The following is a 16,732-nucleotide window of genomic DNA, read 5'->3' as shown; positions in this document are numbered from 1 at the left end:
AATAATATGTCACTCCGAAAACGAAGAGAAAACCGATAATGGCTGGGCATCGTACAAGCGGCAGGCGAGAACTTGCCTGATAGGAAAGGGAGGGTACGGGGAGCCGAAGGCTGAGAGTCTAATATTCATGGGCGTAAAAAGCCCCTATGCGGGGCTGAGTTAGGGATATTATTGGCTAAAGGCCTGTAGGTTAGTGAGTCTGACTGAATCGTTTGGCACTTTGTAGTTCATACTCCTCCACATCATGAATCCATTTCGGACGATTGATAATTTTCGCAAGAATCAGTGATGGAATGATGCAAAATAACAGCGGTATCGCTTCATGGAGGTAAGTGCTGGCAAACGCCTCTTCATGGGAAAGGTAATTCAGACCAGCTAAACAACTGAAAATAATGCCCATCATCACCGAAATTGCACTCACGACAAGAACAATTCCAAGCAGGTCCCTCAGAAAACATTTAGAAGCATTCATTTCCATTTCCTCACAAGAAATACGATATGAATATACGCCACTTTTCGGGTAAATGTGTGAGTTTTATCACATATGGTCATGATGAAACCACAACTCGATAATTCATTGATTAAAGACAATAAATCAGGCGCTCTTGAACCAAACGGTAAACCATATCACCTAAAAATGGGAAATGACTTGTGAGGAATTTCGCTATGGGTGATATCAACGGCTTGGCAACGGACTGCTTATTTTCATTTCGTCGGCTTATCTCTTGATAAGCTATTCGGCTGTCACGTCAGAGGTGAACAACGTGACAGCAAAAGAGAAAATCGGCAAGAGTTTCGGTTTCAGGTTTCGGTTTAGGGCTTAAAACGCCCATCGAAATGCATGGTGAAACACGGCTTTGCCGTTCTCGGTAATATTTTCGCCGTGAGACAAAATGATGCGATCAAATGGCCAGGTCAGAATTTCCTGTAATGACTGCCGTAACCGGGTTTTGTCTTTAAAGGTATGCCGCCAGTAATAAGGCATGGCCGGTTGCCAGTAACAACCGCTCGCCACCCCTAAGGCAACAGTAAGCGGGTGGCAGGCGTGGCGTAGCCAAGCCAGAGTGTCGCCCACAATCAGGGTGTTGGACTCCGGATCGCAGAAGACCACTTCTTCCATTTGGTCACTACCACGCAACAGGGTCTGATAAAGCTGATGGCGCCAGATAGACGGACTATTGGCACTTAATGCATCATCAAACACCAGATCGGTGCGTTTGGTTTGTAAGCCCGGCGGGGCAAAAAAATAGGCTTTCGGATAGGCCAGCCACCATTCCGAAAGATAGAGATGGTGATTCATATTGGGGCTGACAATGGCATACACACTGCCCAGTTTGGTCAGCTCAATTTGCATTTGGGTAGTGAGCTGGATAGGGGAATGAATCAGCAACTTCCCGTTATCCAGCTTAATGACGGTCATTCTGGCACCCACAGGTATGCCGTGGAACCTGAACGGCATATCCTGAAACCAGATCCTGTCTTTGCTCCATTCTTTCATCGGTCATCCTTAACCCGAGATGAAGCCCTGAGGATCAGAAGCCCATCAGTTTCAACAGATTCTCAGCAGTCTCAATCGCTTGCTGGCGATTGGCTATGTTGAGTTTTTGGTACAGATTGCGGATATGAGTTTTGATCGTGGTTGACGCCACATCCAGCTCAGACGCAATTTGTTCATTGCTGTAACCGGCATAAATCAGTCCCAGTACCTGCCACTCCCTTTGTGTCAGTGGACTGGTGCGAATCAGTTCAGGTACATCCGGTAGATTCAGCAGCTTTTCTACAAACTGCTCATCAAAATGGACGGAACGGTTTCGCTCTTTGCTGGTCATTTCTCTCAGCAGCTGGCGTGCGCGATGAAGTTCCAGTTCATTCAACGCTTTGGTGTCTGCCAGTTCCTGCAGTAAATCACAAATTTCATTACCGTCACACAAGAATATTCCAACCATTCCCGTGCTGTTGGCAAGGCTAAGCGCTTCTTTTAACTGGGCCAGCGCCTGAAGACGGTTACCTTGCTTTTTACTCAGCACAGCTTGTACCACGAGATTTCGGTTTTTGTCTGTGACCAAATTATGTTTGTTACAACTTTCTTCAAGCATAGCAAACACTTGTTCAGCCCGTTCATACTGACCAACGTTGACGCTGGCACGCCCGATGTTTCGCCATTGCAGCTGTTGGAAGTGGTTACATGCACCATCTGGCTTTTCCGCCTTTTCCAGCCACAGTCGGATGCTCTCCGTATCGCCGGTGGTTTGCCAGTAGAGCAAATTGGCCAGGTCGGTATTGGCGCGCCAGTCAATGTGGTAGACGGAGCGATCCATCAGGCTGTTACACAGTTCCAGGTAGCGGGCCGCTTTGTCATGTTCACCACGGGTTACGGCAATGCGCGCCAGCATGGAGTAAGCATGCAAGGATTTGGTTTCATCATACGGAGCCAGCACTTCCAGGCTTTTTAGTGCCGATTCTTCAGCTTCGTCCAGACGGTTCCAGCACCATAGGATCTGCGCCCGCAGACGCAACAGGAACTCGTGCAGCGGCACCTGTTGCAGATGCTGTTCTCGCACCAGTTTAAAGGCTTGATCCAGCAGTTCAAATGCCGTCTGGACATAACCTTGTGCCAGATTAATTTCGCTCTGCTGAAGCAGTGCCCACAGCGCCTGATGGTAAACATGATACTGACGAGCCATTTTCTCCGTTTGCTGCATCATTGGCAGCGCACGGCTCAGGTTGCCGAGGCAGTGGTGGACTTCGCCAACAACGGATGTAGCAACGATACGACTACGGTAGGTGGTGGATGGCAATTGCCCGAGCGCCTGCTCCGACAAAATCAGGGCATCTTCCGGCTTGCTCTGGTTAATTGCCACCTGGGCTCGCAGGGCATTGAATTCGCCCTGCAGCGCATCATCCAGCTCAATATGTCGATTTGCCAGTTCTTGCTCTGTATGGGTCATCATATCGCCGACATCGTTATAGCGATGCTGACTTTGCAGAAGCCACATGCGCAGCAGGCTCAGGCGCGGCTGGGTATACAGGTGATCACTGTCCAGTGCGGCAATGGCATCTTCCAGCAGTGTCATTTCACCGTGATGGAACATTTCCCAGCCGTAGCTGCAAAGGATATCGATGACCAGTGATGGATCGTCTGCTTTCTGGGCGTGCAACAAGGCCTGCTGTGGTGAGCGTTGTTTGAGCCAGGCTTTTGCCGCCAGTGCGTGTAATTCGCCACGTTGCTGGGGAATTTGCGCGTAACGCTGGTGGCGCAGAAATTCAGCAAACAGATTGTGGAATCGATACCAGTTGTTGTCGCCTTCCAGCGTATTGAGGAACAGACCAAAGCGGTTGAGGGACTCCAGCATCGCCAGTGCGTCACTCCGACCGGTCAGGTCGGTTACCAGCTGGGCGTTGAACATATCGAGCACTGAACACTGCAACAGAAACTTCTGGGTTTCCTGATCCAGCAAATCAAACACCTCTTCGGCCAGATAGTCCCACAAGTGGCCCCGGTTAAAACTGGCCATGGACTCAGCTGACTCAACCAGATGCATCGGTCTTTGCTGAGCGTGAAGGGCAATCAGCTGTAAGGCAGAAGGCCAGCCTTCAACCTGCTGGTGAAGCGAGCGGAGAATGTCCACTTCGACTTGTTCAGACAGCCGTTTTTTGAAGAAGCGGGTTGTTTCCTCTTCATCGAAGGCCAACAAATCGTTATCCACTTCAATCAGCAGATCCCGGACGCGCAAATTGGCCGTGCCCAGCGGCGGCATGGTACGGCTGGTAACCACCAGAGTCAGGTTATCCGGCATGTTTTTCAGGAAAAAGCGCATCCCGTCGTGAATGTCATCGTTAGTAATGAGATGGTAGTCGTCCAGCACAAGATAAGTTTGTTCATGGTAATCCACCAATTCGGCAAACAGTTCGCCAAACAGGGTAGACAGACAGGCAAACTGACGACGTTCAGCCATCGCCTGTGTTTTCGGGCAGGCCAGTTGCGAGGCTTTGTTCAGCGCTTGCAGGAAATAGTTGGCAAAACGGAACGAGTCATTATCGTTTTCGTCGATATTAAACCAGCCGGTGTGAGGGTGTTCGTTCAGCCATTGCGCTGCCATGGTGGTTTTGCCATAGCCGGCAGGAGATCGAAAAAGAACAAGACGATAGTAAGGGGCCTGATTAAGGGCATCCAGCAAACGGGGACGCATGATGGCGTTATGAAGGCGTGCCGGACGGGTTAATTTCGATGGTATCCACATAGTCTTGCTATCTTACTCTAAGGTTACAGTTCCGTTGTACTCTGCATACTGATGATAGAAACACGCTTATTCCTGCGCGTGATCAGCATGGAGAGGCTCTCGGGCGACCGACATCTTGCATGAAATGTTTCACGCAACTTTTGATCTGTCCCATAACTTTACCTCCCAAAATGGCGAGATCAGCAAATCTCGTGCTCTCATCCCCATATTTATGAACCAAATCACACAATTAAAAACTTTCACAGAGAAATCATCATGGCTTTGCACATTAAAATTTAGGATGATTATGTGAGCCTAATTGCACTTGGGGCGGCTGATTAGTGCTTCTCCACCTCGATTTTTTGCAGGCTGTCACACAATGATGGGGAGAAAACGGACTACGCCCCTAATACTCCTCCCTCATCCCTCCCTACACGGGAGGATGTTTTGCCGGACTAAGGCAGGCAACATAGGTATCAGTTGGAAATAATCCTAGAGCGAGATTGAACCATGATTAAGAATGGTCAGACACAACAGTTTGATAAAGCAGCATTTAAAGCCGCTGTAGAAAAACATCTCACCACGACTTATGCGTACACGACCGAGAGTGCCACGCCTCATGCCTGGTATCTGGCTATGGCTCGTGCACTGGCTGAAATCAGCACGGGTAATCTGCTGGCGACCGAACAAAAACTCGCAAAAGAAAAAGCCCGCAGCGTGAATTACCTGTCTCTTGAATTCCTGATTGGCCGGCTGACAGGTAACAACCTGATTAGCCTTGGCTTGTATGAAAACGTAGCTTCAGCAATGGAAGAACTGGGCCAGAACCTGACTGATTTACTCGAAGAAGAGCGTGATCCGGCTCTGGGTAACGGTGGTCTGGGGCGTCTGGCTGCTTGCTTTATGGATTCGCTGGCTGCGCAGGAATACCCTGCGGTCGGTTACGGCTTGCACTATGAGTACGGTTTGTTCCGTCAGTCATTTGAACAAGGACGCCAGGTTGAAACACCGGACGGCTGGCGTGGTGTTGAAGGCTACCCTTGGGAAGTGGTTCGTCCTGAACTGACCCAAACTGTCAGCCTGTACGGGTATGTTGAAAGTTATCTGGACGAAGACGGCAACAACTATCGTCGCTGGGTTCCGGGTATGACGGTTGACGGTATTGCGTGGGATTTGCCGATTGTTGGCTATGACAACAACTCCGTTTATCCGCTCCGCTTGTGGGAGTGCCGTTCACCGGCACCGTTTAACCTGGCCCGTTTCAACGACGGTGACTACGTGGGTGCACAATACCCGGCACTGGAAGCGGGTAACGTGACCAAAGTGTTGTACCCGAATGACAACCACGATCAGGGTAAAGCGCTGCGTCTGATGCAGCAGTATTTCCACTGTGCCTGTTCCATTGCGGATATTCTGCGTCGTCACCATGCCGCCGGTAATGAGATTGAGGATCTGGCGAAACTGGAAACGATCCAGCTGAACGATACGCACCCGACCATCGCCATTCCTGAGCTGATGCGTGTTCTGATTGATGAATACAAAATGGGGTGGGAAGCCGCATGGGCGATCTGCTCGCAGACTTTTGCCTACACTAACCATACATTACTTCCGGAAGCGCTGGAGACATGGAGTGAAGCCCTGATTCAGCAAATGCTGCCTCGTCACATGGAAATCATCTTCGAGATCAACCACCGTTTCCTGAAAGAAGTAGAAGCGGCTTGGCCGGGGAATAATGATGTCAAACGTAAGTTGTCTATTATTCAGGAAGGCCCGCAGCGCATGGTTCGCATGGCTAACCTCTGTGTGGTCAGCACCTACGCCGTAAACGGAGTGGCGGCGCTGCACTCAGAATTGGTGAAGCGTGACTTGTTCCCTGAGTTCAACGAACTGTATCCGGGACGTTTGACTAACGTGACCAATGGCGTCACACCTCGTCGCTGGATCAAATACTGTAACCCGGGTCTGTCTGAGTTGATCAGTGAAAAAGTGGGCAGCGACTGGCCGGTTCATCTGGAAAAAATCGCCGGTTTGGCGGAATTTGCTGATGACGAGGCGTTCCAGCAACGCTTCATGGCCGTGAAAAAACAGAACAAGCAACGTCTGGCTGACTGGGTGAAAACCAACATGGATATCGATCTGGATACAAATGCCATTTTCGATATTCAGATTAAGCGTCTGCACGAATACAAGCGTCAACACCTGAACCTGCTGCACATTCTGGCGCTTTACCACCGTCTGCTGAATGATCCGACGTTTGATATGCATCCACGGGTGTTCTTCTTCGGGGCGAAAGCTGCACCAGGTTATGCGCTGGCAAAAGATATCATTTTTGCGATCAACAAAGTTGCCGAGAAGGTGAACAATGATCCGCGTCTGGGTGGCAAGCTAAAAGTGGTCTTTGTACCAGACTACCGTGTCAGCCTGGCGGAAATCCTGTTCCCGGCGGCAGATGTGTCAGAGCAAATTTCAACCGCCGGTAAAGAAGCATCCGGTACCGGTAACATGAAGTTCGCCATGAACGGTGCATTGACAATCGGCACCATGGACGGCGCTAACGTAGAAATGCGTGAAGAAGTAGGCGATGACAACATCTTTATTTTTGGCTTGCTGGTTGATGAAGTGCAGAAGCTGAAACAGGAAGGGTACGATCCTTACCGTTACTACAACGCCGACAGCATGCTTCGCGCGGCGATGGATCTGCTGGATTCTGACGAATTCACGCCAGGTCAGCCGGGTCTGCTGTCCGCTATTCGTCAGAACCTGCTGGAAGGCGGTGATCCTTACCTGGTGCTGGCAGACTTTGCCGATTACGTAAAAACCCATGAGAAAATTGATGCGGCTTACCGCGATCAGAAAACCTGGGCCCATAAAGCGATTCTCAATACCGCACTGATGAGTAAATTCAGTTCTGACCGCAGTATTCGTGACTACGCCAATAATATCTGGAACCTCAAGCCAGTGAAGTGCTGAGCGAGTCCAGATATAACGAAACCGAATTGATATCAGCAACACCCAAACATCGTAGCGGCCGCAAGGCCGCTAACGGAGAGAACGATGAAAGATGATCAAGTTTTAAAACAAGTTGCTGACATGGTCGGTATCGCCGACAACTATGTCAGTGCTTGGGGAGAAGAAGCTCATGTAGACAGCGATACGATTCGTCGATTGCTGGCTGCACTGGGTTATGACACAAAAAGCGACGAAGCGCTGCTCGAATCGGCCACCAAAAAGCTACGTCCGGATGTACTGGCTCCGGTTAAAGTGGTGCGAAGTGGCCAGCCTGTTCATGTTGATATGTATCTGGGGCAGAGCGCCCGTGTCAGCGATTTCAGCTGGCGTCTGGAAACCGAGCAGGGTGAAGTACTGGAGGGCTGGCTGCAGTCTCAGTTGGTCGCCGATGACCGCGAAAACGGCGGGACACTGGTGTTCTCACTGCCAAGTGATTTGGCGTGGGGCTATCACAAACTGCAGATCTTCCGTAAGCGTCGCAAATCTCCGTTTGAAATGACTTTGATCATCACTCCGCAATCTTGTTACAAGCAGGAGCCACTGCTCAATAACAAGAAATTGTGGGGCACCAGCGTTCAGCTTTACTCCGTCCGTACGAATCACAACTGGGGTATTGGTGACTTCGGGGATCTGAAACAACTGGTAGCGGATATTGCTGCCCGTGGCGGTGACTTTGTCGGGCTTAACCCGATTCACTCGCTGTTTCCGGCAAACCCGGAAGGCGCGAGTCCTTACAGCCCGTCGTCTCGTCGCTGGCTCAATCTCATGTACATTGATGTCAGCTCAGTCAGTGAGTTTGCTCAGTGTGATGAAGCGCAGCAACTGGTTGGCAGTCCGGAATTCCAGAAGCGTCTGAGCGATGCCCGAGACACTAACTGGGTTAACTACAGTGAAGTGTCATGCCTGAAGATGGCCGTATTGCCACTGTTGTTCGAAACGTTCTGCGAGCGTCATCTGACTAACAATACCGCCCGTGCGCAACAGTTCCTGGCCTTTGTGGAGAAGGGGGGAGAAAGTCTGTTGCATCAGGCCGCGTTTGATGCCCTGCATGCACAGCTGAAACAGGAAGATGACAACGTCTGGGGCTGGCCGGTATTCCCTGAACAGTACCGTCATTTTGATAACGCCGCTGTTCAGCAGTTCATTAAGTCGAACTACAAACAGGTTCAGCTTTACATGTATCTGCAATGGGTCGCAGACAGTCAGTTGGCAGAAGTGCATGAACTGGCACAGGAAAAAGGCATGGTCATCGGCCTGTACCGCGATCTGGCGGTGGGCGTGTGTGACTCTGGCTCTGAAACCTGGGCCGATCACGGCGCACTTTGCCAGGATGTCAGCGTAGGTGCGCCGCCGGATATTCTTGGTCCGCTTGGTCAAAACTGGGGTCTGCCGCCACTAAACCCAGAGACGCTGAAAGAGATGGCTTACGATCCGTATATTCAGCTGCTGCGTGCCAACATGCGTAACTGTGGCGCGCTGCGTATTGACCACGTACTGGGCCTGCTGCGCCTTTGGTGGATTCCAAAAGGTGACTCTGCGAAAAACGGTGCGTATATGTACTATCCGGTCGATGACCTGATGGCCATTCTGGCGCTGGAAAGTCATCGCTACCAGTGCACGGTTATCGGTGAAGATTTGGGAACCGTACCGGATGAAATCGTGGATAAGTTGGCAACGGCAGGTATTCACTCGTACAAGGTTTTCTTCTTTGAAACTGCAGAGGACGGTGGTTACTACTCTCCGGCGCACTATGCCGATCAGTCGATGTCCGCGTTGTGTACACACGATATGCCGACGCTACGGGGTTTCTGGCACTGTGATGACCTGAAAATGGGTGAAGAGTTAGGACTTTACCCGGATGCAGAACAGCTCAAAGGTTTGTTCAATAGCCGTGCAGAAAGTAAACAAAAAATCCTTGATAGTTTGGCATGGCATGGTTATCTTCCAGAAGGTATTGGCCATGATGCGTCATATATTCCTATGGATCAGCACCTTAGTGAAGCCATGCAATTGCATCTGGCCGCAGGTTCCAGTGCTTTACTGAGCCTGCAGTTGGAAGACTGGCTTGAAATGGACAAGCCTGTGAACATTCCTGGCACGGTAGATGAGTATCCAAACTGGCGTCGTAAGTTGTCCACGACACTGGATGACATCTTTACCCGTCAGAACATCATTGATTTGACGCGCCGACTAACTGAGACGCGAGAAAAAGCCTCACAAAAACAGTAATCAGGAGTAATGCGTTGGACACATCAAACGTGACACGCAGTGAAAAGGAATACATGCAGCTCGAGAGAGCTGCATTTTCAGATCCGTTTTCATTTTTAGGGCCTCAATACCAGACTGAGGACTTGGCACTCCGGGTCTTTATGCCGGGTGCAGACAAGGTTGAAGTACTCACCGAACGTGGTGATCGTTACTCGCTTCAGCGCGAAGCTGACAGTGGCTTTGTGTTACGGGGTCACTTTGATTTTTCAAAAGCCTTGTACCAGCTGGTTATTCATTGGTCAGATGGTCCTCAGACTCTGTATGATCCTTACCAGTTTCACAATCTTATCTCTTCATCTTCTGCACTTTCTGACCCATCACAAATGCATGGTGAAATGGGGGCGCAGCTGATCACCCTGAACCGTGGCAATAAGCCTGTATCAGGAGTACGTTTCCTGGTTTTTGCTCCTAATGCGTCTGCCGCCAGTGTTGTTGGTGACTTTAATGGTTGGGATGGGCGTCGTCACCCAATGCAGCGACTGGATGACGGGCTGTGGGGACTATTTGTACCGGGATTGGATGCCGGGACACGGTATAAGTTTGAATTGAAAGACAGCCAGGGGAACGGTCTGCCTCATAAAGCCGACCCTTGGGGTTATCAGGCAGAGCAATATCCATCATTTGCTTCGGTTGTTTATCAGCAGTCGAACTACCAGTGGCAGGACAAAACCTGGCAGAGACGCCCGGTCACAGCAAAACATCAGCAAGCACTGTCTTTCTATGAGCTGCATGCCGGTTCGTGGCGTAAAAACGAGCAAGGTGAATTTCTTAATTACCGTGAATTAGCTGACGCGCTGATCCCTTACCTGACTGATATGGGGTATACCCATGTCGAGCTGATGCCGATTGCCGAGCACCCGTTCTATGGTTCATGGGGTTATCAGCCGATTGGCTTGTTTGCGCCGTCCAGCCGTTATGGCACGCCGGATGATTTCAAATACTTTGTTGACCGTTGTCACCAGGCCAACATTGGCGTAGTGCTGGACTGGGTACCGGCACACTTTCCTTCCGATGATCACGGTCTGGCCAATTTTGATGGCACAGCTCTGTATAACGATCCGGATCCGCGTCGTGGCTGGCACCAGGACTGGCAGAGCTACATTTATGATTACGGTCGTGAGCATGTCCGTCGCTTTCTGGTAGCCAACGCTCTGTTCTGGTTTGAGCACTACCATGTTGACGGCCTGCGCGTAGATGCCGTGGCTTCTATGTTGTATCTGGATTACTCCCGGGAGCACGATCAGTGGATTCCTAACCACGAAGGCGGCAACGTCAACTTTGATGCCGTCAGCCTGCTGCGTTGGGTCAATGAAGAAGTGTACCGTTTGTATCCGAATGCGATGACTATCGCGGAAGAGTCAACGGCGTTTCCTGGTGTAACCAAACCTACCAGTATGGGGGGGCTTGGATTCGGTTTCAAATGGAACATGGGCTGGATGCATGACAGTCTGACTTACATGAAAGAAGATCCGGTGCATCGCAAGTATCACCATAACACCATCACTTTCCCGATGGTGTATGCCTTCAGTGAAAACTATGTATTATCTCTGTCCCATGATGAGGTGGTCTACGGCAAGGGGTCGTTGCTGAATAAAATGCCGGGTGATGAATGGCAGCAAACGGCAAACCTGCGGGCCTATTTGGGCTTCATGTATGGTCAGCCGGGTAAGAAACTGAACTTCATGGGGGCAGAACTGGCACAAAGTGCAGAGTGGGCACACGAAGGGCAGTTAGAGTGGCACTGGCTGCAGTACCCACGCCATAGTGGGGTACAGCAACTGGTTAAAGATCTGAACCATTTATACACCTCAGAACCCGCGCTTTATGAACTGGATTGCGACCCAGCAGGGTTTGAATGGCGTGTACATGATGATGCGGAAAACAGTATTCTTGCTCATGAACGATTGGCACAGAACGGCGAAAAAGTGCTGGTCGTGACCAACTTTACACCGGTTCCACGACAAGGTTATCGTTTGGGTGTACCGCTGACTGGTCATTATGATTTGCTGTTGAATACCGATGATCAGAAATACTGGGGCGGACAAGCACCAGTGAAAGCGGTACTGGAAGTGACAGAGGAACCAAGTCACGGATTAGCACAGTCCGTTCAGATTGATTTGCCACCGTTAGCGACAGTGTTTTACCGTTTTAAAAAACACGAAGACTAATCTGTCTCCATCGAATCAGCAGTGATGACTCTACCTGGATGCGTTGTTCAGAAGCATGGGTGAAAAGCTACTCTTGCTGATTTCGTTTTAAGAGCGGCTGCCAGAGTAGTAAGTAAACGTTGTCATTACTATTCACTGCCATGGTGAACAAACCCGAAACCGTCATTTTGCTCTCGCAATGTGGCGGTTTTTTTTATTGGTATTGTGTCCCATAGTCGGTTTCGTATTGTGGTTGGTTTCCAATTAGCCGATCGTATTGGAATACAATCAGTCAGCAGGTGATGAATTTGGTAGGGATGCGTGTAAGAGATCTCTCACAAAGGAGTAAGATTTTAACGAAATGTCATGTAAGTCAATAATACGTGATTTAAATAAAAGCATTAAAATCAAATGCTTGAGGTTTTATTGTTAACTCGAAATTTTTTATCAAAGAAAAATGTGATCTCTGTTGCTTGCTCAAAAACTCAGATCTTTTAATCTGTACCCCGTCGGAAGGAACTGACGGAACGGAACAGGAAAGCGGCCAGGGATGTTGGCAACCTCAGGAAGAGGTCGGTGTATCAGGATGATATATCGGACAAGGACTGTGAAGGGATAATCGAAAGGAGTCGATAACGTAAGTAGGATGCTTACGGGTCAGGAAGACAAAATGGACCACTTCAGGATGAAGTAAGGGACACCTCCAGGATGGAGAAGAGAGTCGAAACAGGATGCTTCGACGGGTCAAGGCGAGACCAACAGGACATATCCAGGACGGATAGATAAGGGACTGCGCTGAAGGAAACAGCTTAATCAAGGAATGATGCAGGGAGCACCATCGTAGCGGGATTGCTGCAAAAAAGACCAAGGGCGCGACTTATGTCGCGCCCGCTCTTTTTGGGCCTTTCATTCAAAGTAAAGGGCCAATCTTATCAGAAGCACTCTTTTTTAGATTAAGCTGCGTGATAATACGAAAGAGATGAATCAACGAGTTAGAAATACTTGTCGACCTCAAATTGTGGCCATTTTCAGCACTATGCCCCAGTCAGCGCCATGTTCCTGAATTATGTTCACAAACAAAGAGCCGTACAGATAGGCTCAAAAATAGTGTCACAAAGAAAGGCGTTGCCTTCTGATACCCAATCTCGAATGAAAAAAGCCAGCAGAAGCTGGCTTTTTGGGTTTTGGCGATTCTCTGACGTTTCACTTCACGTTGAGCCGCACTACTTTTATTCGTTCGTTGCTCTGCCGTTGTCGGTATGTGGTTACTGCGCCACTACGGTAGACTTTGTTCTGAGGCTGGCAATCAGCATATATACTGAGGTGCTCAGCAGAACTGCAAAGAAAAATCCCATCAGTCCGTATTGGCTTTCCATAAAGCGGTTTGCGGCCAGAGGTCCCAATGCTGAGCCAACGCTGTAACAAAATAGCATAACCTGAGTTGCTGACACGATGGATGCTGATGCTAAGCCATCACAAGCCAGAGTAATTGCAATCGGGTAGAGGGCAAAGGCTGACATTCCCAGCAGTGCCAGGCTGACAATCTGAATACTGTAACTTTGATCAATCAGGTAGATTCCCATCGCAAACACACCCAGCAGGCTCATCAGTGCCAGCAGAACGGATTTTGATATGCGGCAAGATACTTTACCGATGATTGGTTGGATAACCATGCCGCCCAAAACAGTAACAGCCATCAATACTCCGATACGATCGTCATTGGTTGTATTGCCTTGCAAAGCAAGAGGCAGCAGACCGTAAATAGAGCCCATGACAACGCCGGATACCATACAGCCAACCATCGCCGGTTTACTCAACCCCAAAATCTGACGTAGAGACAGACTCACGTGGTGCTCAACTTTAGGTTGGGCGCCTTTTCCTGCCATTGCCGGCAGGGTAGCCATCGCTAAAAGACAGATGATGACTATAAAGGGTAGTGCACCAGTGGTGCCAATCAGGCCAATACCGAATTGTCCCAGAGTCGTACCGCCGTACAGCGAAGTCATGTAAAGGCCAAGATTCTTCGCCCGCTCTTCTTTGCTGTCACCAATCAAAAGCCAGGACTCAATAACCACAAATACCCCGGCGACCGCGACACCTGCAACAAAGCGGCTTAATAACCAAGACGTTAGGGTATGGTTGACCATCATTAGAGCGACAGAGACTGTCAGTACAGTAATAAAGCTAACAAATGATAGTCGGTGACCAATTTTATTTATCACGGGTTCAATCAGCATGGCCCCGAAAAGCAGTCCCAGGTAATACACACTTGCCAGCCAACTCGCCGCGTTTGTTGGCAATTGGTGACTTTCCAGCGTTAAAGGCAGCAGGCTCATCAAATAACCTGAGGCAATGGCAAAAATGGTAAGGCCAGAAACAGGAACCCAGACACTGTTACGTGGTGCCTGAGTAGCGTGTGTGTTCACTACGGGTAACTCCAGATTGATAGAAAAACTCACAGCCACAACAGGACGTTATGGCACCATTTGACTCGAATAAAGCCAGAATACGTGTGATGAAAATTGTGATTGAGGACTCAATCTGGGTGGAATATGAACCTAAATTACTGTTACGTAAAATGAGTAAAACTAATGTCAATACTGAATTTGATTTATCTCATTACTATTAGAAAAAACTTAACTTGCTCTCTAATGATTTGAGTAGAATGTAATTGGTACTTTCAGTCTTAAATATCCAGTAAAAACGGTGGTTTTTACTTTTGTTTTCTCTTTGTTAATCGCAAGAATGCACGTTCTTATGTTAGAGCTGTAATGTATTTTTGGCGGCTTAAATTCTTTGGTTAGTCGCGAAAACCTTGAAAAAAAGTATTACTGAAATTCATGATGGCATGTGAGTTTGTCAGGAGCCCCTGTTTGTATTTCTCAGTCGCTGTAATGCAGGCTCTGGCGGAGATTTTTTGTTTTTAAACGAAGCTCAGTTTGCTGTCAGCTAAATGTTTCAAGTTTCAAGTTTCAAGTTTCGGATTGAGCTGTGAAGTTAGTTAGTGCTCAGGTTTTCTTTATGACTTTTCAGGACTGCTTATAAAATATGTTGTCTGTCGGTGGGCAGGAGCTGGGCGCATGTTATCGAACTATGGGAAGCCAGAAAAGAATGTTGAGTCATGGTGCAGATTATCACCATAACAGGGCAGGTCTGAGTGAATTTAAGTGGTAATCATTTGATTTTATTTGAGTTAAAGGTTGGCACGTATGATGCAGTATACACATTGCAACTTGCTGGGCCTCACGCTGTGCTCTGTGAGTTGCGGCTATGGGTACATAATCACGTTGTCATTTGACGTTGTGGCACTGTTTACCGAGTCGTTGGCGCAATTTTGTATCTTCACTTTTCTCAGTAGCGGGAGATGAGTGGTCTGATATTGACTTGTACTTTCGTGTAGGACGGTAAACAGTGCCAATTTTTTCGTTGTTTTTTCTTACATTCGTGTCGCCTGAATGCTTTTCCCTTTCCTACTTTAATCGGATATTCAATAGCATAGTGTCGAGCATGTTGCGTGTCCGAAAGGTTTTCATCATTTGATTACCTCTCGTTATTCAAAACTAAAAGCAAGTTTAGTCACTGTTTCAACATACTGCCTATATCTAACCCCTGCCAATATCAGAAAAGGTATAAAAAGTGCGTAAATTAGCCTGATACTGAATCAGGCTAGGCCAGAGAATCGCTAGATTCGGGTAAATCTCGACAGATAGCGACCGTCCCTTGAAAAGAAAATGATCTCTTTGGTGGTGTCGTTTTCGTTGCGATAAATACGGATTTGATTATCGATACCTAATGCAAACAAGCTGTTTTTGCTTTGAATCTGTAACGGAATATCAAATTGGTTTACTTTGGCTTTCAGAATTCCGCCTTCAAACACAACCTGTAGAGGCACACCGCTGTTGTCGAGATAGTTACCTATGATATCCACATCTTTTCGCCAGGTGGCAAACTTGCTTTCAGGTAGCTTCAGTGTATGAAGTGGGTCTCTGCCATCTACTAAACGGAGCAAGTCCACAGTCAGTAAGTCTATGTTCGTATTGTGCAAGTTACTTAACGCAACAATGGTGGTTTTTGTTTCCGGATGCTGGAGAAAAAGTGCTTTAAATCCGTCAATTTGGCCCTGATGGAGATAATATTGCCGTCCCTCAATTTCTTCGTTAAACAAACCGTACTCGTTGGTCAGCATCATAGTGTAGGAGGCAGGAGAAAGCAGTTCACCGTTTTGCAGCGCTTGGCTGAATGTCATTAAATCGCGGGCAGACGTAATGAGCTCGCCCGCGGCCCAGGCACAACCACTAGGCGTAATGTAAGCATCAACCAGTCCGGATAGTTCATAGGATTTTGCCAACTGAAAGGACAAAGTCAGCTTTAAGCTGGAGTCTTTCATGCCTAATGGGCGTAGCACTTCCGATGTCACAAACTTTTCAAAGGTTGATTGGGTGACTTTTTCGATGATGCCGCCCAACAGATAGTAATTGGCATTACTGTAGTTAAAAATCAGATGAGGGGGATAGTCTGCGGAGGTGTTGATTGTGTTTCTGATCAATTGGTCTGATTTACAGCTGCTGTCATATTCACGCCATGAGTTATCCCGAAACAGCCCGGATGTGTGGTTCAGTAACATTGCGATCGTAATATTGTCTGCTTTCTTCAGCTTCGGGTAGTACTTAGAAACAGGTTCATCGAGATTCAGTTTCCCCTGCTCGTGCAATCGCAGAATGGCCGCAGCGGTCAGAGGCTGGGTTAATGAGCCGACTTTAAACAGGCTGTCAGGGGTAACAGGGCGCTTCATTTTCACATCAGCCATCCCGAAACTACTTTCATAGATAAGCTTATTTTCTTTGGCAATCAAAATATTGCCGCTGAAACGTCCGTATTGATTCTGATGCGAGAGATACTGATCTACCTGAACATTCAATGCATCATGTTGTGTTTCAGCTGCCGCCTGTGAAGTCAGTGCTGCAGTAAGTAGCAGTGGAAAAAAGCTAAAAAATCGGGTGCGCATCATTTTGAAAAGAAAAGCCTTTAAAAAGAACTCGGGATTTCTTTGAAAGTAACATCGGCAGATTTGGTGGGCTAATAATCTGT

General features: G+C 48.4%; 8 protein-coding genes. 3 read left to right on the top strand and 5 right to left on the bottom strand.

All coding sequences use genetic code 11. From position 1 onward, the window contains the following. Positions 1-190: 190 nt before the first annotated feature. The 3 genes from C9I92_RS15860 to malT form a co-directional block, all read right to left on the bottom strand. Complete coding sequence (locus tag C9I92_RS15860) at positions 191-472, bottom strand: hypothetical protein (protein ID WP_047885981.1); 282 nt, start codon at positions 470-472, stop codon at positions 191-193. A 348-nt stretch (positions 473-820) separates the two neighbouring features. Next, on the bottom strand, positions 821-1,498 hold the full coding sequence (locus C9I92_RS15855; protein WP_047885980.1) for a DUF4336 domain-containing protein: 678 nt from the start codon (positions 1,496-1,498) through the stop codon (positions 821-823). Between the two features lie 34 nt (positions 1,499-1,532). Beyond that, the gene (malT, locus tag C9I92_RS15850; protein WP_047885979.1) at positions 1,533-4,241 is read right to left on the bottom strand and encodes an HTH-type transcriptional regulator MalT; all 2,709 of its coding nucleotides are present in this window, start codon (positions 4,239-4,241) and stop codon (positions 1,533-1,535) included. A 492-nt stretch (positions 4,242-4,733) separates the two neighbouring features. On the opposite strand from malT, the gene C9I92_RS15845 reads away from it, so the two are divergent. The 3 genes from C9I92_RS15845 to glgB all read left to right on the top strand — a co-directional run bounded on the left by C9I92_RS15845 (position 4,734) and on the right by glgB (position 11,665). Continuing rightward, entirely contained in the window at positions 4,734-7,190 is a 2,457-nt protein-coding gene (locus tag C9I92_RS15845) for a glycogen/starch/alpha-glucan phosphorylase (RefSeq protein ID WP_207104252.1), read from the top strand. A gap of 84 nt (positions 7,191-7,274) precedes the next feature. Beyond that, a complete protein-coding gene (gene malQ / locus C9I92_RS15840; RefSeq protein ID WP_047885977.1) occupies positions 7,275-9,458 on the top strand; it encodes a 4-alpha-glucanotransferase in 2,184 nt (727 codons plus the stop codon). Positions 9,459-9,511: 53 nt separating this feature from the next. Beyond that, a complete protein-coding gene (gene glgB, locus C9I92_RS15835; RefSeq protein WP_047885976.1) occupies positions 9,512-11,665 on the top strand; it encodes a 1,4-alpha-glucan branching protein GlgB in 2,154 nt (717 codons plus the stop codon). Between the two features lie 1,244 nt (positions 11,666-12,909). Here the strand turns inward: glgB and C9I92_RS15830 are convergent. Together C9I92_RS15830 and C9I92_RS15825 are read right to left on the bottom strand one after the other, a co-directional pair. Next, complete coding sequence (locus tag C9I92_RS15830; RefSeq protein ID WP_047885975.1) at positions 12,910-14,070, bottom strand: MFS transporter; 1,161 nt, start codon at positions 14,068-14,070, stop codon at positions 12,910-12,912. Between the two features lie 1,256 nt (positions 14,071-15,326). Further along, positions 15,327-16,652, bottom strand: a complete 1,326-nt coding sequence (locus tag C9I92_RS15825) for a serine hydrolase domain-containing protein (protein ID WP_047885974.1) — start codon at positions 16,650-16,652, stop codon at positions 15,327-15,329. Between the last annotated feature and the right edge of the window lie 80 nt (positions 16,653-16,732).

The organism is Photobacterium ganghwense (assembly GCF_003025595.1).
Taxonomy (GTDB): domain Bacteria; phylum Pseudomonadota; class Gammaproteobacteria; order Enterobacterales; family Vibrionaceae; genus Photobacterium; species Photobacterium ganghwense.
Note: the sequence above shows the minus strand (reverse complement) of the source record. Positions and strands in the feature narration are given on the sequence as shown.

What these genes read in the sequence shown, in the direction of transcription:
- glgB (WP_047885976.1), top strand. Translation starts at nt 9,512, where the DNA reads ATGCAGCTCGAGAGAGCTGCATTTTCAGATCCGTTTTCATTTTTAGGG.
- malQ (WP_047885977.1), top strand. Translation starts at nt 7,275, where the DNA reads ATGAAAGATGATCAAGTTTTAAAACAAGTTGCTGACATGGTCGGTATC.
- C9I92_RS15825 (WP_047885974.1), bottom strand. Translation starts at nt 16,652, where the DNA reads ATGATGCGCACCCGATTTTTTAGCTTTTTTCCACTGCTACTTACTGCA.
- C9I92_RS15860 (WP_047885981.1), bottom strand. Translation starts at nt 472, where the DNA reads ATGAATGCTTCTAAATGTTTTCTGAGGGACCTGCTTGGAATTGTTCTT.
- malT (WP_047885979.1), bottom strand. Translation starts at nt 4,241, where the DNA reads ATGTGGATACCATCGAAATTAACCCGTCCGGCACGCCTTCATAACGCC.
- C9I92_RS15855 (WP_047885980.1), bottom strand. Translation starts at nt 1,498, where the DNA reads ATGAAAGAATGGAGCAAAGACAGGATCTGGTTTCAGGATATGCCGTTC.